This is a genomic window from Haloplanus litoreus, from assembly GCF_045690335.1.
Classification (GTDB): Archaea; Halobacteriota; Halobacteria; order Halobacteriales; family Haloferacaceae; genus Haloplanus; species Haloplanus litoreus.
Window position 1 is genome coordinate 1,238,807 of record NZ_CP147874.1, and the last position, 18,358, is coordinate 1,257,164.

General features: G+C 67.2%; 17 protein-coding genes. 6 read left to right on the forward strand and 11 right to left on the reverse strand.

Features of this window, described 5'->3' with window-relative positions; genetic code table 11:
• The first annotated feature begins 109 nt into the window (after window positions 1-109).
• Complete coding sequence (locus tag V8686_RS06650) at window positions 110-841, forward strand: meso-2,3-butanediol dehydrogenase (RefSeq protein ID WP_379703177.1); 732 nt, start codon at window positions 110-112, stop codon at window positions 839-841.
• A 345-nt stretch (window positions 842-1,186) separates the two neighbouring features.
• On the opposite strand, the gene V8686_RS06655 is transcribed toward V8686_RS06650, so the two are convergent.
• The 3 genes from V8686_RS06655 to V8686_RS06665 all read right to left on the reverse strand — a co-directional run bounded on the left by V8686_RS06655 (window position 1,187) and on the right by V8686_RS06665 (window position 4,805).
• A complete protein-coding gene (locus tag V8686_RS06655; RefSeq protein WP_379703179.1) occupies window positions 1,187-1,678 on the reverse strand; it encodes a pyridoxamine 5'-phosphate oxidase family protein in 492 nt (163 codons plus the stop codon).
• 100 nt (window positions 1,679-1,778) lie between these two features.
• Complete coding sequence (gene phaC / locus V8686_RS06660; protein WP_379703180.1) at window positions 1,779-3,422, reverse strand: class III poly(R)-hydroxyalkanoic acid synthase subunit PhaC; 1,644 nt, start codon at window positions 3,420-3,422, stop codon at window positions 1,779-1,781.
• A 144-nt stretch (window positions 3,423-3,566) separates the two neighbouring features.
• Window positions 3,567-4,805, reverse strand: a complete 1,239-nt coding sequence (locus V8686_RS06665; protein WP_379703181.1) for an NAD(P)/FAD-dependent oxidoreductase — start codon at window positions 4,803-4,805, stop codon at window positions 3,567-3,569.
• A gap of 118 nt (window positions 4,806-4,923) precedes the next feature.
• On the opposite strand from V8686_RS06665, the gene V8686_RS06670 reads away from it, so the two are divergent.
• The gene (locus V8686_RS06670) at window positions 4,924-5,511 is read left to right on the forward strand and encodes a DUF6149 family protein (protein ID WP_379703182.1); all 588 of its coding nucleotides are present in this window, start codon (window positions 4,924-4,926) and stop codon (window positions 5,509-5,511) included.
• Here the strand turns inward: V8686_RS06670 and V8686_RS06675 are convergent.
• From V8686_RS06675 to gatD, 3 genes are all read right to left on the reverse strand, one after another.
• Window positions 5,508-6,821 (reverse strand): NAD(P)/FAD-dependent oxidoreductase, encoded by a 1,314-nt coding sequence (locus V8686_RS06675; protein WP_379703183.1) that lies wholly within the window; start codon window positions 6,819-6,821, stop codon window positions 5,508-5,510. The two genes, V8686_RS06670 and V8686_RS06675, sit on opposite strands and share 4 nt — an antisense overlap.
• A gap of 38 nt (window positions 6,822-6,859) precedes the next feature.
• A complete protein-coding gene (locus tag V8686_RS06680; RefSeq protein ID WP_379703184.1) occupies window positions 6,860-7,765 on the reverse strand; it encodes a GNAT family N-acetyltransferase in 906 nt (301 codons plus the stop codon).
• Between the two features lie 66 nt (window positions 7,766-7,831).
• Complete coding sequence (gene gatD, locus V8686_RS06685) at window positions 7,832-9,076, reverse strand: Glu-tRNA(Gln) amidotransferase subunit GatD (RefSeq protein WP_379703185.1); 1,245 nt, start codon at window positions 9,074-9,076, stop codon at window positions 7,832-7,834.
• An 80-nt stretch (window positions 9,077-9,156) separates the two neighbouring features.
• Between gatD and V8686_RS06690 the strand changes: the two genes are divergently transcribed.
• On the forward strand, window positions 9,157-9,603 hold the full coding sequence (locus V8686_RS06690; RefSeq protein WP_379703186.1) for a hypothetical protein: 447 nt from the start codon (window positions 9,157-9,159) through the stop codon (window positions 9,601-9,603).
• A 55-nt stretch (window positions 9,604-9,658) separates the two neighbouring features.
• On the opposite strand, the gene V8686_RS06695 is transcribed toward V8686_RS06690, so the two are convergent.
• The 3 genes from V8686_RS06695 to V8686_RS06705 form a co-directional block, all read right to left on the reverse strand.
• A complete protein-coding gene (locus V8686_RS06695) occupies window positions 9,659-10,318 on the reverse strand; it encodes an ArsR/SmtB family transcription factor (protein WP_379703187.1) in 660 nt (219 codons plus the stop codon).
• A gap of 56 nt (window positions 10,319-10,374) precedes the next feature.
• Window positions 10,375-11,010, reverse strand: coding sequence for an IS6 family transposase (locus tag V8686_RS06700; protein ID WP_379703188.1), 636 nt, complete (start codon window positions 11,008-11,010; stop codon window positions 10,375-10,377).
• Between the two features lie 286 nt (window positions 11,011-11,296).
• Window positions 11,297-11,596, reverse strand: a complete 300-nt coding sequence (locus tag V8686_RS06705) for a cupin domain-containing protein (RefSeq protein WP_379703189.1) — start codon at window positions 11,594-11,596, stop codon at window positions 11,297-11,299.
• Between the two features lie 97 nt (window positions 11,597-11,693).
• Here V8686_RS06705 and V8686_RS06710 point away from each other — a divergent pair, with 97 nt between their 5' ends.
• A complete protein-coding gene (locus V8686_RS06710; RefSeq protein ID WP_379703190.1) occupies window positions 11,694-12,110 on the forward strand; it encodes a universal stress protein in 417 nt (138 codons plus the stop codon).
• Between the two features lie 164 nt (window positions 12,111-12,274).
• The gene (locus V8686_RS06715) at window positions 12,275-12,943 is read left to right on the forward strand and encodes a nitroreductase family protein (RefSeq protein WP_379703191.1); all 669 of its coding nucleotides are present in this window, start codon (window positions 12,275-12,277) and stop codon (window positions 12,941-12,943) included.
• Here the strand turns inward: V8686_RS06715 and V8686_RS06720 are convergent.
• Window positions 12,940-14,016 (reverse strand): KaiC domain-containing protein, encoded by a 1,077-nt coding sequence (locus V8686_RS06720; RefSeq protein ID WP_379703192.1) that lies wholly within the window; start codon window positions 14,014-14,016, stop codon window positions 12,940-12,942. The two genes, V8686_RS06715 and V8686_RS06720, sit on opposite strands and share 4 nt — an antisense overlap.
• Before the next feature lie 170 nt (window positions 14,017-14,186).
• Between V8686_RS06720 and V8686_RS06725 the strand changes: the two genes are divergently transcribed.
• Window positions 14,187-15,008 carry an NAD(+)/NADH kinase gene (locus V8686_RS06725; protein ID WP_379703193.1) on the forward strand — a complete coding sequence of 274 codons (822 nt, stop codon included), beginning with the start codon at window positions 14,187-14,189 and terminating at the stop codon, window positions 15,006-15,008.
• A 22-nt stretch (window positions 15,009-15,030) separates the two neighbouring features.
• On the opposite strand, the gene carB is transcribed toward V8686_RS06725, so the two are convergent.
• Window positions 15,031-18,264: a carbamoyl-phosphate synthase large subunit gene (gene carB / locus V8686_RS06730; protein ID WP_379703195.1), complete on the reverse strand. Its 3,234-nt coding sequence runs from the start codon at window positions 18,262-18,264 to the stop codon at window positions 15,031-15,033.
• Between the last annotated feature and the right edge of the window lie 94 nt (window positions 18,265-18,358).

Here is an 18,358-nt window from a genome sequence, read left to right on the forward strand (position 1 = left end):
TTCGCGTGAATCGAAACCGGCCGTCGACGGGCCGCGACACCAACCCACAATTGTCACTGAATGAGAACGATCGCCGTCGCTTTCCGCACCGCCGCCGTAGGTCGGCGGGATGCAACTCGACGGCAAGACGGCAATCGTCACGGGCGGCGCATCGGGAATCGGGAGGGCCATCGCTACGGCCTACGTCGAAGCCGGGGCGGACGTCGTCATCGCGAACCGAACCGAGTCGTCGGGCACCGCCGTCGCGGACGAACTCGACTGTACGTTCGTCCGGACCGACGTGCGCGAGTACGACCAGGTCGAAGCGCTCGTCGAGGCCACCGTCGACGAGTACGGAGCACTCGACGTGATGGTGAACAACGCGGGCGTCGCGAGCGAAACCACCGTCGAGGAGATGAGCCTCGACGAGTGGGAGAACGTCCTCCGGACCGACCTCGACGGCGTGATGCACGGTACCAAGGCCGCCCTTCCCTCCCTGAAGGAGACGGACGGCTGCATCGTCAACGTCGCCTCCATCTACGGCTTGGTCGGTGGCAAGGGTGCCGCCTCGTACTCCGCGGCCAAAGGCGGCGTGGTGAACTTCACCCAACAGGTCGCCGTCGACTACGCGACGGCGGGCGTCCGCGTCAACAGCATCTGCCCCGGCTTCGTCGAGACGCCGATGACCGAGGACCTCCTCGAAACCGACCGGTTCTACAGCTTCGTCCGCGACGAGACGCCGATGGACCGCCCGGCACAGCCGGAGGAGATCGCCCCGCTCGCCGTCTTCCTCGCCTCAGACGGGGCGTCCTACCTCACCGGGGCGAACATCCCCGTCGACGGCGGGTGGACGGCCCACTGAACCGCGCCGATTCCAGCCGTGTGAAAACGACCGACGTGGGGATCGTTACTCCCGCCCGTCGTGGCATCTGGTTGCCGCCATCGCGCGCGGGGCGAGTACGCCGTACACGCAGGTGCTCGACCTCCCGTCGCGGTCCTCAACGAAGCGTTCGACGCCGAGTCACCGCACGACGGTCACGGGTACGGACGCCGGCTGAATCACCCATCCACCTGTCGCGGGCGCGCGTTCCCCTCGATCGATCGAACCGATCACCGGAACACAATCACCGTTCGTTATGATACTCGCTCGCGGGGACGGCTCGTTTCCCGCGTCAGCGTCCCGACCCGGGCGCACGTCGCCGTGCGATCACGCCGACTCGTCTTCCGCCGGCGCCTCGAACGCCGGCGGCAGTCCGACGTGTTTGAGGCCCTCCCACTCGGTGATGTCGAACCGATACAGCCTGGTTCGTTCCGCCTCGCCCGCTCTGCGGAACAGGTCCGGTTGCCACGGAAACTCGATCCGGTCGCCGACGGCCGTCGTCTCCTCCTCGGGCACCGCGTCGATGCGGCCGGTGAGCAACGCACTCCGCCAGTTGAACTGGGTCTCGACGCTGTAGACGAGAAAGCGTGCCTCCGTCACCCGGTCGCTCAACGCCGCCTTCCGGCTGCCGGTGCCGACGATGTAGAGTAGGTAGAGCGCCTCCGCCTCGTCGTCGTAGCCGTACGACATCGGTCGGAGACTGGGTGCCCCGTCCGCGGGCAGTCCCAGCACCCCGACGCTGTGGCTCGACAGCAGCGCCCGAATCTCCCCGTCGTCCATTCGCACCATCCCGTAGTCGGTGAGGTCGTCGATAGTCATTCGTCCGAACGTAGCAGTCAGTTGTCGTAATTCCACCCGTCGTTCTTACCCCGTGGGAATCGACTCGTGCTGCCGGCTGTACGTCGATACGGCCGCAGCATCAGGTGTCCGCCGTCTCGTCCGCACCGAGGAGCGTCCGCGCCCGGTCGCGCAGTTTCCGGGCCAGCGTCTCGCTGGTTTCGGTGGCGTCGGTGATCTCGTCGAGGTCCGCGACGACGAGCGCGGTCACCGTCTCGATGCCGGCCGCTCGGAGCCGCCCGGCGTAGGTCGGTCCGATGCCGTCGACGTCTTCGAGGTCGTAGGCGGCGGCGACGGCCACCGCGTCGACCGCCTCCTCGACTTCGGTGCGGATCGCTTCCCCCACGTTCTCGACGACCGTCGTCGTGACGTCGTCGGTCGTCTCGACGGTGACGACGATTCCCGCCGACCCGACGTCGACGCCGACGTCGACGTCGAGGGCCTCCTCGAGGAACTCCTCGATGGTCCGGGCGTCGTGTCGGACGACTGCCCGTGCGAGTTCGCCGTCGTCGTCCGCGACACCGAGTTCTACCTCGTCGACGTTGCCGACCGTTACGTCCGTCTCGACGTCGACGCCGAGTGCGCGTTCGACCGCCTCCCCGATGACGTCGGCGAGCGCCGGGCGCTCGCGCTGCTCGAGGAACCACTCCGCGACTTCCGGCCAGACGTCGCGGTGGGCGCCGGTGGACATCGCCAGGCCGACGTGACCGGTCGGGTACTCGATGGTCGTCACCTCGCCGCTGACGAGGTCGTTGAACGGTTTGCTCGCCGCCGGCGGGACGAGGTGGTCGTACTCGCCGAGGATCTGCAGGAGTGGGACGTCGATGTTCGCGACGTCGACGCGATCGCTCCCGACGACGAGTTCGTTCTCCGCGAGGCGGTTCTCCTGATAGATTGCCTCGACGAACTCCGCGTACACCGCGCCGGCCACGTCCACGCCCTCGGCGAGCCACCGCTCCATCCGCGCGAAGTTCGCGACGAAGTCCTCGTTTTCGAGGCGGTCGTACAGGTGGACGTACTTCGTGACGGCGTTGGCGACGGGGTCCATCAGGTCGAAGCCGGCGTCGAGAAACTCCCCCGGGACGTTCCCGAACGTCTCGGAGACTGCGTGGGGATCGTAGTACGCTTCGTCGCCCCACCGTTCGAGGATGCCGCCGGTGTCGTCGAAGTGAAGACCGGCCGCCAGCAGTCCGAGCGCGTTCACCTTCTCGGGGTGGAGGGCGGTGTAGATGGCCGCCATCGTCCCTCCCATGCAGTAGCCGAGCAGGTTGATCGACTCCTGGCCGGAGCGCTCGCGGACCTCGTCCACGCAGTCGTCGAGATAGCGGTTCACGTAGTCGTCGAGGCCGAGCGCGGTGTCGAGTTGGCTGGGTTCGTTCCAGTCGATCAGGTACACGTCGTGGCCGGCTTCGAGGAGGCGTCGCACCACCGACCGATCCGGTTGCAGATCCAAGATATACGGTCGGTTGATCAGCGCGTAGACGATCAGGATCGGCACGTCGTGTTGGTCGTCGGTCAGCGACTCGTACCGGTGCAGTTCGAGTTTGTTCTCGGTGTAGACCACCCGACTCGGTGTCTCGCCGACCGCCACCGACGTCGCGGCGTCGACCCGGTCGTCGAACGTGGCCGCCAGGCGCGCCGCCTCGCTCAGTCGGACGAGCGTCTCCTCCTGGGCCGACAGCGCGAGGTCCACGAGGGATGGCGGTCGGTCCGCGTCGTCGGTCACGGGACGCCACCTCGCCGGATCGGCGCCCGCCTCCGGTCGCCGGTCGTGACAACTGACATACTGTTCACTGTCGGTTCGTTCGGGGGCAACCCCCAAAAATCGTCGTCGTCGCTCCCGTGAGACGAGAGGCCGGGGGCGTTCGGGTTACTGTTCCTGGGCCGGTGCGAGTTCGTCGACGTCCACGGACTTCTGGAGGAGGGTCTCCTTCTGGTCCGCGACGACGCGCTCCTCTTTCATCAACTGCTTGTAGGCGCTCTGGGGCGAGAGGTCGCCGACGAGGACGCCGCCGACGATTTTGCCGTCCTTGAACGCCAGGCGTCGCCACTCGGTGTCGGAGTACTTGCGCTCGCACTCGTCGTCGCCGATGGTCGGGTGGCCAAAGGAGAGGAAGGGGAAATCGAAGTGTGTGATCGAGTACGAGGAGACGAAGCGGAACGCCTCGGAACCGGGGTCGATCATGTTCTTCGCGGCGACGGTGCCCTGGGATTTGGCGCTGTCCCACGAGCCGTTCTGAGCGCGTTCGCCGAGGATCGTGTCGTGATACCGGGTGATGTCGCCCGCGGCGTAGATGTCGTCGACGTTCGTCCGCATGTACTCGTCGACGAGGATGCCGTCGTCGCAGTCGACGCCCGTGCCCTGCAGGATTTCGGTGTTGAAGTTCAGGCCGATGGCGACGCCGACGAAGTCGCCCTCGTAGCGGTCGCCGTTGGGGTCGACTGCCGCCGTCACGTTGCCGTCGTCGTCGGTCTCGAAGTGGTCGACGCCGCTCTGGAAGACCGGTTCGACGCCGCGTTCGCGCATGGCATCGTGGAGGATTTCCGCGCCCTCTACCGACAGCGCGTAGCGCCACCAGCAGTCACCGCGCATGAGGTAGTGCGCTTCGACGTCCTGTTCGCCGCAGATGGCCGCGAGGTCGATGCCGAGGAGTCCAGCCCCCACGACGATGCCGGTGTCGGCCTCTTCGGCATGTTCCCGGATACCCCGCGCGTCCTGGAACGTCCAGAAGTGGTGGATGCCGTCCGCGTCGCTGTTGTCGACGGGCAGTTGCGTCGGCGTCCCGCCCGTGGCCACGAGGAGTTTGTCGTACTCGATGATTTCGTCTTCGTGTGTCCGCAGTCGGTGGCCGTCGGGGTCGACGTTCGTGACCAGCGTATCGAGGCGGAGGTCGATATCTCGGTCCTCGTACCACGACGGTTCGTGGATGGAGATGGGCATCTCCGGCAGTTTCCCCTTGGCGAACTCCTTGATGAGGATGCGGTTGTAGAGGGCTTCACCTTCGTCGGTGATGACGGTGATCTCGGCGTCCGGCGCCTCGTCGCGCAGCGTCTCGGCGGCCGAACTCCCCGCGATTCCGTCGCCGATGATCACATACGACTTGGTCATACCCCGATCTTTGGGGGTACGGGTTAATGTCGATTGCTATCCGCGAAATTCGCCTCTACTCGGGGCCGTCTCCCCATTTACCGTTGACTTGAAGGTTGGACAGTGCGTATCCACGGCGATGAAACTTCGTCAGAACGTCCGACACTTCGCCGCGAAACAGGCGCTCACGATGCCCGTCGTCGGCGAGATGGTCCGCGAGAAACTCGTCGACCTCCACGTCGACGTCTTCGGGGCCAAGGCCGCCGACGGGCGGCGGGCCGAACGCGAGGCGCGACTGGAGGCTTTCTTCGACCGCACGTTCGACACCTACGTCGACGCGCTGGACGCCGGGTACTCCGAAGCCAGCGCCCGCGAAATCACGCACGTCCAGGCCAACTTCGAGTTCTACAACCACGGCTGGACGGAGATGATGGAGTTCCCGGCCGACGAACTGGAGGCCCACTACGACCGCTACAGCGACTTCTTCGAGCGCCACGACATCACCATCGCCGACCCACTCGGCGAGTACGGGGACGGGTCCCTCCCGGACGCCCCCGCGACCCCCGAACGCCTCGACGACCCGGTCCACCCGCACGCAGAGAGCGGGTTCGCCGACGACGTGTACGTCGAAGACGAGGACGGCGACCTGATCGTCGGCGGCCGCGAGGACCCCGGCGACGTGGACGTGAGTGCCGCGCCCGGCGTCGACGAGGAGACCGAAGCTTAGTCCGCGTCCGCGATCAGGTCCGCACACTCGAACCCCGCGACGACGCCGCCGTTCAGGCTTCGTTCGGGGTACTGCGCCCGACTCGCCATCCCCGCGTAGTACACGCCGTCGGCCACGTCCCCGCTCAGATCGTAGGGCACCACCATCTCCAGATATCCGCGCTCGTACACCGGCGCGGCCCGTGGATTCCGCGCCACACGGAACTCCCGCACCGACGACCGGTCGAAGGTCGGAAACATCTCCTCGACGTGGGTCAGCCACGTCTCCTCCAGCGCCGTGTCGTCCATCTGCCAGACGTCCTCGTCCCGGCTCTGGACGTAACTGGCGATGTAACAGAGGTGGTCGCCGCCGTATCGCTCCGGTGGGACGAAGTTCGTGTGTTCGATCAGCGCGCCGAACGGCGCGTCGTGGGCGACGTTGAGCCAGTACGTCTCCGTGAGCGGGTCGTCCATCGTCACCACGGCGCACACGGCGCCCTGAAAGTCGATGTCGCAGGCGTACCCCGTCAGCGATTCGAGGACGTTCGGCATCGTCGCGACGACGACGCCGTCGGTCTCGCGGGTCTCGACCCCGTCGTCGGTCTCGACGGTGATCGAATCGACCGCGCCGCCCGCCGTCCCCAGGTCGACCGCTCGGGTCCCCGTCTCGACGTGTTCCCGACCCACGGCGTCGACGAGGGCGTCGATCAGGACGGCGAACCCGCCCCTGAGGTAGCCGAGAATCTCCCCCCGGCGCAGGTCGCGTTCCCCGCGGAACTTGATCCGGCCCAGGAGCCACGCGGCGCTTACGTCCTCCTTCCGGTCGCCGAACTTGGCGTCCAGTAGGGGTTCGAAGAAGTTCTCGTAGACGCCGCGGGTGGTGTGTGAGAGCAGGAACTCCTTGATCGGCACGTCCTCGAAGGTTTCCAGGTCGTCGTAGGTGTCCAAGCGGGGGCGTCCCCCGCGCACGTCGATTTCGAGCGTTAGCAGGCCCAGCCGGAACGTGTCGTAGAGGCTCAGGTGGGGGTAGGCGGCGATCTGTGGGAGGGTGTCCAGCGGGTGAACCACCCCGTCGACGTAGTAGGCGTTTTTTCCCACCAGCCACTCCACCCGGTCGCCGAGGCCCAGTTCCTCGGCCACCTCGACGATGGTCTCCTCGGACTTGGAGAGGTGGTGGTAGAACTTCTCGACGTCGTCGCCGGCGGTCGAGTACGTGGCGGCCAGGCCACCCAGGTCGTCGCTCGCCTCCAGCACCGTGGCCTCGTGGCCGTGTTGCTGGAGGCGGTAGGCCGCGGCAAGTCCCGCGATGCCGCCGCCGACCACGTGGATCATACCGACCCTGTGCCGGGGAGGGGTAAGTGGATTGTGGATCAGACACCGACGCCCGAGTCGGTCAGATCCGCCGCGAGCACGAAGTCCGGGTCACCGCTCACGTCGGCCCGCGCGGCTGCCGCGTCGGTGACGTATCGTGGCGTCTCGGGAACCAACAGGCGCGCCCGGTCGGCGTCCAGGCGTGCGGCGTCCCGAGCGACGGCGTCGACGAGGGTTCGCGCCGCTGCCGGATCGGCCCACGCCCCGACCGCATACTCCGTCCACCGATCCGCCGGATCGTCGCCCGTCTCGAACACCCGGTTGCGGAACGCCATCCCCCGCGTCCCGCCCTCGCTGACGACGAACAGGCCGTCCGCGTCGGCCGCCCGTTGCAGGTCCTCTGGTCGGAGTTCCGAGAGGGTCCACGCCGTCCCCGGATCGATCGTCAGCCCCCGCAGGTGGTGACGGGCGTCGCTCTCGGTCCAGAACGCCCACCCTGCGTCCGGGTCGGCGACCACCGACAGGTCCAGGTCGGCGTCGGCGTCCGCCGCCACTTCCGCCCAGCGGAACTCCGTACACGGCTCGAAGCCGAGGCTCCGCGCGAGGCCGAGGCTGGCGACGTTCCACGAGAAGACGAGGTTGCGACACACGGTCGTGTTCCGGTCGCGAGCCCAGGTCAACACCGCGTCCGTGAGCCGCCGGGCCAGTCCCCGGTCCCGGTAGTCCGGGTGGACGCGCAACCCCTGCACCCACGACTCCCGGTCCGAGAGTTCGACGCCCTGGATCACGCCGACCGCCTGCCCGTCGTCCGCGGCGACGAGCGTGTGGCTGGTCTCGCTCTCGTCGGCCGCCCACTCCCGGAAGGTTCGGGGAAGGTAATCCTCCATCTCCCGGTCGGGCCACGTCTCCCGCGTGAACGCGGCGATGGCCTCGTGGTCTCCGACGCGCGCCGGTCGAACGTTCATACCGACGGTCGTGAGTCGCCCCCGGCCCGAGCACGGCCCGACGGGCGTGCGGTCGCCTCCGTCATCTCAGGTCCACGGCACCGACCGGGGCTGGAGTTCGCCGACGAGCGACTCGCCCATCGCGGCCGCCGGATCGTCCCGGTTCGCGAGCGTCCACATCAGCTTCGCAGTCGCCGTCTCGGGCAGCGTATCGCCCGCCTCGACGACGCCCGCGTCCAGCAGGTCACGCCCCGTGTCGTACACCCGATCACAGACCCGACCTTCGAGGCACTGGCTCGTCATGGCGACGACCGTTCCGTCGGCGACCAGTTCCTCGATCCGGTCGATCCAGTCCATGGCGACGTGGCCCAGTCCCGTCCCCTCGACAACGACGCCCGCGGCGTCGTCGAGGTGGTCCAGCGCGGCGGGGTTCATCCCCGGCGTGAACTTCAGGAGTTCGACGCTCGTCTCCAGCGCGGGCGAGAGGTCGAGATCCGTCTCACCCCGTTCGGGTCCGTCGCGCCGGAAGCTGACCGTCTCGGTGTCGTAGTCGACCCGACCGATCGGCTTCGCGCCGACCGTCTCGAAGGCGTCGCGACGCGAGGTGTGGTTCTTGCGCACGCGGGTCGCGCGGTGGAGCGCGCAGACATCGTCGCTCGACGACTCGTGCATACAGACCAGCACCTCCGCGCGGTCGCTCGTGGCTGCCTCGACGGCACAGACCGCGTTCATCACGTTGTCACTGGAGGGACGGTCCGCCGACCGCTGGCTCCCGGTGAAGACGACCGGGACCGGCGTATCGAGCATGAACGCGAGCGCCGACGCGGTGTACTGCATCGTGTCGGTGCCGTGCATGACGACGACGCCGTCCGCACCGGCCTCGATCTCCTCGTGGACGGCCTCGGCGAGGTCCTGCCACACCGCGGGCGTCATGTTCTCGGAGAGGATGTTGGCGACGACGCGGCCGCGGTAGTTGGCCCGCCCCGCGAGATCCGGCACCGCCCGAAGCACGTCCTCGGCGTCGAACTGGGCGGTCACCGCGCCGGTCCGGTAGTCCACGGTCGACGCGATGGTGCCGCCGGTCGAGATGAGCGAGACGGTCGGCAGGTCGTCGTCGAACTCGATCGTCGATCCGCCCTCACCGTCGTCGGTCCCCTCCACGTCGTAGACGTCGCGTTCGAGCACTTCCACCGCGGCGTCCCCGCGGTCGATGCCGACGTTGTAGCCGCCGGGCAACTTCACGACGAGGTGGTCGGCCGTCGTGGAGGGCATGAGGACGCCCTCGTTCTCGACGCTCCCGCGTTCGACGCGGACGCGATCCCCTGGGTTCATACACCGCGGTACCGGCCGGGCGGACTTGAATCCACTCGTCTCGGCGCAAGCCACTTGCCCCTCGCCCCCCGAGGCGGCGTATGCGCAGACCCGAACTCGGACGCTCGACCACGGACGGACCAACCGAGGAGTCGTCCGGACGCCTCGGCGGCCTCCGTCGCCGCCTCGGCGACATCTTCGCCCTCCGACCGTTCCTCCTCGCTCTCGTCCTCGCTATCGTCGGCCTCGTCGTCGGCGGGAGCGTGCCGGTCGTCGGGACGGTCGGCCGCTTCCTCGGCATCGCCCTCGCCGGGTTCGTTCTCGCGTTCGTCGCCTCCGGTCGCCGGTACGTCGAGGTCGGCCTCGCCGGCGCGCTCACGGCCGGTGTCGGCGTCGTCCTCTCCGCCGTCGACGTGGCCTTCCTGCCGGTCGTCGCCGAGTACGGACTTCGCATCGCCGGCGTCGGGACTACCGCTGGCCTGATCGCGGCGCTCCTCGGTCACTACTTCGGCCGTGACCTCCGGGCCGGGCTGACGCGGGAGTTGTAGGGTATCCCTCCGTCGGTGGCCGCCGGCCGCTGCGGAGCCGTTCCGACCGCTGAGCCTACGATCGGGTGACCTGCCACTCGTCGCCGTGGCGGGTGAGCACGCCCCGGTCGGCGAGCGTATCGAGCGCCCCGCGGACCGCGTCCGGGGGCGCGTCGACTTCCTCGACGACGTCCTCGGTGGTGTCGGCACCGGTCGCCACCGCTGCCAGCACCTCGGCGTGGAAGCGATTGTCGGCGTCGACGCCGAGGTGGTCGTCCAGCCGGTCGAGTATCGTCGTGATCCGGCCGTACACCCACCGCTGGGCGAGCGAGAGTTCGTTTTCGAGCGCCTGCAACTCGTCGAACGCGGTCGCGAGGTCCCCGACGTCGTCGGCGGTTTCGCCGGGCGCGTCGAGCGAGACGTGTCGGCACCGGCCGTCCATGTCGAGGCTGGGACTCGCGGGGTACGCGCTCTTGACGCCGAAGCCGTACGGCGAGACGCTCACCTCTAGGCGGAGGTTCCGGGAGATGTGGAAGTACTTCCGTCGCTGGTCGTCGGTGTGGCTCTCGACCAGTCCCGCCTCCTCCAGTTTTCGGAGGTGGTCGATTACGGCCTTGGGACTCACGCCGAGATACTCGCTGATCTCCGTGACGTAACAGGGCTTTCGCGCCAGGAGTCGCAGGATCCGCCGGCGGTTCTCGTTTCCGAGGAGGTCGAGTAGTACCGCCGAGTCCATGACGTGAGGTAAGCGTCGGTGATTGAAAAGGCCTGCGTGTGTCCCGCCGGTCCTGTTCAGATTAGCTGATTCCATGCGAAGGCGAACGATCTGAGCCACTCGTTTGCAGTTTCTGCTTCGGCGTTGCTAAAACAGTTCGAGAAGCTGGTAGTTCTACGTTTTACTTCGCGAAAGACACGTTCGACGCTGTTCCGATTTCCGTGGCGTTCGTATCTGAAATCGAGGCCGTGGCGACGGCACGCGTCGTTTAGTGGTGTCGCGCCATCGACGAGAAACACGGCGTCGTCAACGTTGTGTTTCTCGCGCAATTCACGGAAGAACGAGTAAGCAATAACGTTAGTTCTCGTCGGCTCAAGCTTTGTATGGAGTAATTCGTTCGTCTCTGGATCAACCGCAGCGTACAGCCAATACCGCTCGTCATTGAGTCGGATCACCGTTTCATCAACCGCAACGTGATCCGGGCTTCGACCCTCTTCGGGCTGTAGATCTGCCTTGTGAACCCAGTTGTGAACAGTGGAGCGTGCCCGCTCAAAACCAAATATCTCAAGAATAGAGACAGTATTCGAGAGTGATAGTCCGGCAAGATGGAGCTGAATACTGAGCTTCATCAACAGCCGAGGTGTTGCCTCTCGTTCCACAAAACCTAACTCGATTCGGTCGAGACACCCGTTGAGGCTAGCGTTTTCGGGCATGAATCACTCAGAAAACGCTACGCCTCACCTTTCAATCCTTATCTGAACACGAGGGTCCCGCCGGATGGTGTTTCGATTACGGTAGAACTCCTCTCGAAATGACTGACGGCACCTCGAAAGCCCCGCCCGGGTCGGCTGGCCAGCCGGCACCGCCGGGCGGGACTGAAAGGGGGGCGTTCGAGGTGGTCTCAAGCGCGTCGCAGTAGTACTCTCACGGTTATCTCACCACTACGATCCCGCCGTCGTTCGGACTCCGGACGGCCTTCGATCCCGGCGGTTCGGTCGGCTACGCCGTCGGCGCGAACACCACGAGTGCGGTGGTGTCCGCGACTGCGGTCGGCGATATTTCGCGGTCCCCGTCGAACCGGATCACCGCTCCCGCACGGAGAGCGTACGTCTCGTCGTCGAGGGCGAGTTCGAGGTGGCCGTCGACCACGTGGAGGACGACGTCCGTCCCCTCGTGGGTGTGTCTCGGGACCGTCTCCCCGGCGTCGAGTTCGAGGCGCACCGTCCGGGGGCGGCGCGTCTCGAACACCTCGGCGTGCGGGTGGCCGTCCAACTCGCTGAGCGTGGTGTGTTCCGGCATCGGTCGGGAGTCGTCCCGTGGCCCCCTGAGCGACATCCCGATCCAGTTCGGGGTCGCCGGGCACCGTTTTTGTAGTCGCCTCGCGTACGGTGACGCAATGCCAGACCACGTCCTCGTTCCGTTCGACGGTACACCTCAGTCCGAGACGGCGTTGGAGTTCTCCCTCGAGGAGTGGCCCGACGCCGACGTCACCCTCCTGTACGTCGTCGACCCGGTCACGTCGGGGTTCGGTCAGCGGGCACTCCCCGGGAGTTCGGAGACGTGGTACGAACGCGCCCGCGACACCGCCCAGGCCGCCTTCGACACGGCGCGCGAGATTGCGGGACGCCCCCTCGAGACGCGGATCGAGGTAGGGAGTCCCGCCCGCGTCGTCGTCGACGTGGCTCGCGAGGACCCCTTCGAACACGTCGTCATCGGGAGCCACGGCCGCGAGGGCGTCTCCCGCATCCTCCTCGGGAGCGTCGCCGAGGGAGTCGTCCGCCGGTCGTCCGTGCCGGTGACCGTCGTCCGGTAGTGTGAGAGGGATCGTCGTAACTGTCCGTAGATTCTCGTCGAACCGTCCCGGCGAGAACCTATGATGACTTCCGATGAACCCTATGGGTGTCGGCACCACGACCCAATCCGGCGAGTACGGCCGACTTCCGCCGCTTCTTGTTCGTTCGAGCCCTTCCACTCGTGATGGAGTTCGACGACGTTATCCGCACCCGACGATCCGTACACCAGTATTCCGACGCCGACATCGACGACGAGACGCTGTCCGAACTCTTCGAAGACGTGCGTTTCGCCCCCTCTTCGTTCAACCTCCAGCCGTGGGAGTTCCTCGTCGTCCGGGGCGAGGATCTCGAACGACTGCAATCTGTCGCCTACGGTCAAGAACACGTCACCGACGCCGCGGCCGCGGTGGTCGTCCTCGGCACCCTCGACCCGAGCGATCACGCCGAACGCGTCACCGAGGACCTCCTCGAGAAGGGCTACCTCCCCGACGAGGAGGTGGCCGAGGCTCGTCTCGACACCATCGAAGGCCTCGCGAACGCCGACGCGGAGACCCGCCGCGTCTGGACGGTCCAGAGCTGTACCCTCGCCACGATGGCGCTCATGCACGCCGCCTGGGACCGCGGTATCGCCTCCTGTCCGATGGGTGGCTACGACGCCGAGGCGCTCCACGAGGCGTTCGGCGTGCCCGACGACTACGAACCCGTCTGTCTCGTCACCCTCGGCTACCCCGAGGAAGCGGCCGCCGACATCGAACGGCCGCGAAAGTTCCGTCGCCCGCCCGAGGAGTTCGTCCACTTCGACGGCTTCGATCCGGTGGCTCGCGACGAGGCGACTACCCCGGCCGACGACTAGAAGATGTTCGCCTGCCGGTAGACGGAGAGTCCCTCGTTGGTAATCTCGTAGGGCTTCGTCTCCCGGGAGTGGTTCGCGTCACGGATCTTCTGAATCTCGACGGCCAGTCGCGTCTCTTGGAAGTTGGACGGCCGGACGTACTGCAGGACGAACACCGCGTCGGCGAGGTACTCGATGATGCCGTACCGGGAACTGTACGGGTTCTCGCCGCTGGCCTCGCTGGTCACGAGCGTCGTCACGCCCGCCTCCTTGAGCGAGCGGGTGAACTGGAACACCTCACTCCGGCGGTCGGACGGGTGGTCGTACATCATCTCTAGGAGCGACACCGAGTCGAGGACGAGACGGTCCGCGCCGAAGTCCTTGACCAGGTCCGGCAGGTCGCTCCGGATGCTCGCAAGACTGTTCGCCATCTCGACCGGATCGAGGTGGATGACCGCGAGGCGCCCCTCGTCGGCGTACTGGGCGAACGACCAGCCCTTCTCCTCGGCGGTGTCGAAGATGCGGTCGGTGCTCTCCTCGAGGGTGACGTAGACCCCTCGCTTCCCGTCGACCAGCGCCCGGTTGAGAAACTGCAGGCCGAACGTCGTCTTTCCCGTCCCCGCCGACCCGATGACCGAGATGAGCGAGCGCCGCGGGACGCCGCCGAGGATCATGTTGTCCAGGCCCTCGATGCCGAGGTCGATCCGCTCGATGGTCGACTCGAACTCCTCGTCGTCGAAGGATTCGGGGGTAGTACCGCCGGGTGCGCCGCCTGGCTCCCCCGGGCCCTCGTCGAGACCCGGTCCGCCGTCGTCGCCGAATCCACCCTCCGGATCCGGGGCGTTCTCGAAGGCGCTCGCGAAGTCCTGGTCGAACGGCGACCCGTCACCGCCGTCAGCACCGTCGTCCGCGTCGCCGTCCACCCCGAACGCCGCGAACGCGTCCGGGTCCGTCGCGTCGTCACCGTATCCCTCGTCCTCCTCCGACGCGTCCGGGTCCGTCGCGTCGTCACCGTATCCCTCGTCCTCATCCGACGCGTCCGGGTCGTCGGACGTGCCGACGGCTCGCTCGAACCAGTCGTCGTCCTCGCTCATGGACGCTCACGCCCACCCGGTCCGTCGCGGCGGCGGTCAACCACTCGCTCACGGTGACCGCTCCCGACGGTCGTCCCCGCGTGATGCCACATCGAGATGCACTCCGACCGGAGATGCCATGAATGTTGTCCGTCCGGTGGGCTTTTTTTCTCACGGGGTGAGGGCGGGGTATGTACGTCGGTATCGTCGCACAGAAGGACAACGGCCGGGCGGCGTTCCTCGCCGGCGAGTTGCGCCGGCAGCTTCGAGCGGTGGACGTGACCGTGGTCGTCGACACCACCACCGCCGGGACGCTCGGCCTCGACGGCACGCCCATCGAATCCTTCGACGACTGTGATCTGGTTGTCAGTATTGGCGGCGACGGTACCTTTCTCTTCGCCGCCCGCGGCGCCGACGGCACGCCGATCCTCGGCGTCAATCTCGGCGAAGTTGGCTTCCTCAACGCCGTCGGCCCGGAGGAAGCGGTCGACACCGTTCTCGACGAGGTGGCGGCCTTCCGCGCCGGGGAGCTGACGGTGCGCGAGACGCCGCGCCTGGCCGCGAGCGGCGACGACTGGACCGCCCCGCCGGCCACCAACGAGGTGGTCGTCCAGGGACCGATCCGCGGCCCCGGCGGCGGCGTCGACGTCGACGTCCGCGTCGACGGGTCGCGTTACTCCGCGAGCCGTGGCGACGGCGTTCTCGTCGCCACGCCGACCGGGAGCACGGCGTACAACCTCAGCGAGTCCGGACCGCTGGTCCACCCCGGCGTCGACGCGCTCGTCGTCAACGAGATGTGCGCGAGCGACGGGATGCCGCCGCTCGTGGTCGGGCCGGACAGCGAGATAACGGTCCGTGTCGACGGCGCCGACGAGGCGGTCGTCGTGGGCGACGGGCGGGTACTCAGAGAACTCGATCCGCCGACGGAGGTTCACGTCGGGCGGGCCGACTCGCCGATGCGCGTCGCCGGCCCGACCTCCGATTTCTTCGAGGCTCTCGGGAAACTGGACTAGCGGAGCGGCCGCGCGCCGTCCGCTACTCGCCGCCCCACTGCTGCTGGCGCTTGGGGCGGTCCGACGTCGCCTGCACGTCGATGGGGTCGTCGTGGTGGCGCAGTCCTTCGAGGACGGCCTTGGCGGAGGCGTGCGTCGAGAAGTAGGTCACGTCCTCCTCGACGGCGACTTCGAGGGCGTCGCGGTTCCGCGAGACGATGATGTCCACCTTGCCGGTACGGATCGCCGAGCGCAGGTCGTCGAACTCCACGACGTCGAAGAAGTCGCCGAAGCCGTCGCGGAGGGCCTGTCCCGCCTCGGTGTCGGCGTCGGGGAACTCCGCGGCCGAGAGGTCGACCACGGCGGTGCCCTCCGTCGGGATGGCCTTACCCGTCGCCGACTGCGCCTTCTCGTAGGCCTTGCCGAAGTGCTCGGCCGTGCCCATGACCTCGCCGGTCGATTTCATCTCCGGTCCGAGGCGCGGGTCGCTCCCCTGCAGGCGGTCGAAGGGAAGGACGACTTCCTTGACGCTCACCTTCTCGGGGATCTGTTCCGTCACGTCGAGTTCCGCCAGCTCGTAGCCCGCCATCACCTTCGCCGCGAGTTTGGCGATGGGCACGCCCGTCGCCTTCGAGACGAAGGGGACCGTCCGCGAGGACCGTGGGTTCGCTTCGAGGACGTACACCGTGCCGTCCTTGACGGCCAACTGGACGTTCAGCAGGCCGACGGTGTCGAGTTCACGGGCGATTTCGAGGGTGACCTCGCGGACGCGGTCCATCACGTCGAGGACCTCGTCGGCTTGCGGTGGGATCATACACGCCGAGTCGCCGGAGTGGACGCCCGCACTCTCGACGTGTTCCATCACGCCGCCGATGACGACGTCCTCGCCGTCGGCGACGGCGTCGACGTCCAGTTCCACCGCGTCGTCGAGGAACTCGTCGATGAGGATCGGCTTGTCCGGCGACACCCGGACCGCCTCCTCGATGTACTCCTTCAGGTCTTCGTCGTTGTACACCACGTCCATCGCGCGGCCGCCGAGGACGTAGGACGGACGGACGAGGACTGGGTAGCCGATGTCGTTGGCGAGTTCGAGCGCTTCGGCCTCGCTGGTCGCGGAGCCACCCTCCGGTTGGGCGATGCCGTGGTCGTCCATCAGGCGGTTGAACCGGTCGCGGTCCTCCGCGAGGTCCATGGCGTCGACGCTGGTGCCGAGAATCTCACAGTCGAGGCCGCGACGCTGGATCTCCGCCTCCAGCGGGTGGCCGATGTTGACCGACGTCTGCCCCCCGAACTGCACCATCACACCGTCGACGTCGGCGGCTTCGACCACGTCAGCCACCTCCTCGGCGGTGATGGGTTCGAAGAACAGGCCATCCGAGGTGTCGTAGTCCGTCGACACCGTCTCGGGATTGTTGTTGACGACGTGGGCGTCGATTCCCTCCTCGCGGAGCGCCTGGATGGCGTGGACCGAACAGTAGTCGAACTCCACGCCCTGTCCGATCCGGATGGGACCGCCGCCGACGACCACGACGCTCTCTACGTCGCGGTCGACGCGGAGTTCGCCCGCCGCCGCCGCGCCCTCGAACGGGCCGGTCACGAACTCCGGCTTGCGCGAGGAGTAGTAGTACGGCGTCTGGGCCGCGAACTCGCCGGCGCACGTGTCGACCTGTTTGTAGGTGCGGCCCGGAACCGCCGTCTCGACGGACCCCACGTCGGCACCGGCCGCCGCCGCGATTTCGGTGTTGGTGACGCCCTTGATCGCCGCCTCGGTGAAGTCCCCTTCCGACGCGGCCGCCACCGCACTGGAGACGCGCTCGAACCGCTCGACGTACCACTCCTTGATGTCGGTCAGGTCGACGACGTCGTCGACGGTGTACCCGCGGTCGAACGCCTCGAAGATGGCGTAGGGGCGATCCGGCGTCGGCCGCTCCAGATACTCCGACTCCAGTTCCTCGTCGTCGACCGTCTCCCAGTCGACCGCCGGGTCGTACTCCGAGGACCGCAGCGCCTTCAACAGCGACTCCTCGAAGGTGCGGCCGATGGACATGGCTTCGCCCGTCGACTTCATCGCCGGCCCGAGCGTGAAGTCCACGTCGGTGAACTTGTCCTTCGGCCACCGCGGCACCTTCGTCACCACGTAGTCGATGGCGGGTTCGAACGCCGCCGTCGTCTCGCCGGTGATCTCGTTTTCGATTTCGTGGAGACGCTTGCCCAGGGCGACTTTCGCGGTCACGCGGGCGATGGGGTAGCCCGTCGCCTTCGAGGCCAGCGCGGAGGACCGCGAGACGCGTGGGTTCACCTCGACGACGCGGTACTCGCCGCCGGGCGTGCCGTCGTCGTGCCACGCGAACTGGATGTTACAGCCACCCTGGATGCCGAGTTCGCGGATGACTTCGAGCGCGGCGTCCCGCATCTCCTGGTGACCCTCGTCGGGGATCACCTGTGACGGCGTGACGACGACGGACTCGCCCGTGTGGATGCCCATCGGGTCGATGTTCTCCATGTTGCAGATGATGATCGTCGAGTCGTCGGCGTCGCGCATCACCTCGTACTCCAGTTCGACCCAGCCGGCAATCGATTCGGTGATGAGCACCTCGTCGTTCCGGGAGAGGCGGAGGCCCTTCCGGACGCGTTCGACGAGTTCGTCCATCTCGTCGACGACGCCCGACCCGGAGCCGCCGAGTGTGTACGTCGTGCGCGCGATGACGGGGAGGCCGCCGACGTCGTCGACGGCGTCCCCGACGCGGTCACGGAGGGCGTCCTCGCTCATGCTCTCGGCCGACTCGTCGTCCTCCAGCGAGATAGTCGTCGAGGCCGGTACCGGCTGACCGATCTTCTCCATGCGCTTGCGGAAGAGGTCGCGGTCCTCCGTCGCGTAGATGGTGTCCAGCGGCGTCCCCATGATCTCCACGTCGTGTTCCTCGAGGACGCCCTCCTCGGCGAGTTCGGCAGTGACGTTCAGACCGGTCTGGCCGCCCAGCCCGGCGATCACGCCGTCGGGCTGTTCCTGCCGGATGATCTCGGAGATGGCCTCGGTCGTGATGGGTTCGATGTACACCCGATCGGCCATATCCGGGTCCGTCATGATGGTCGCGGGGTTCGAGTTGACGAGGACGACCCGGGCGCCCTCCTCCTGCAGGGCTCGGCAGGCCTGCGCGCCGGAGTAGTCGAACTCGGCGGCCTGTCCGATCTGGATCGGGCCGCTTCCGATCAACAGTATGGTCCGGTTCTCGGATTCGGTGGCGGAGGTGCCCGCCACGGTGGCCTCGTCGGTCATCATCGCATTCGAGTCCGCACATCGTAATAAGCCCGACGAAATAGTACGAGATGCGCAACTAAATTACGGATTTCGAAATCCGTGGCCACGGTCG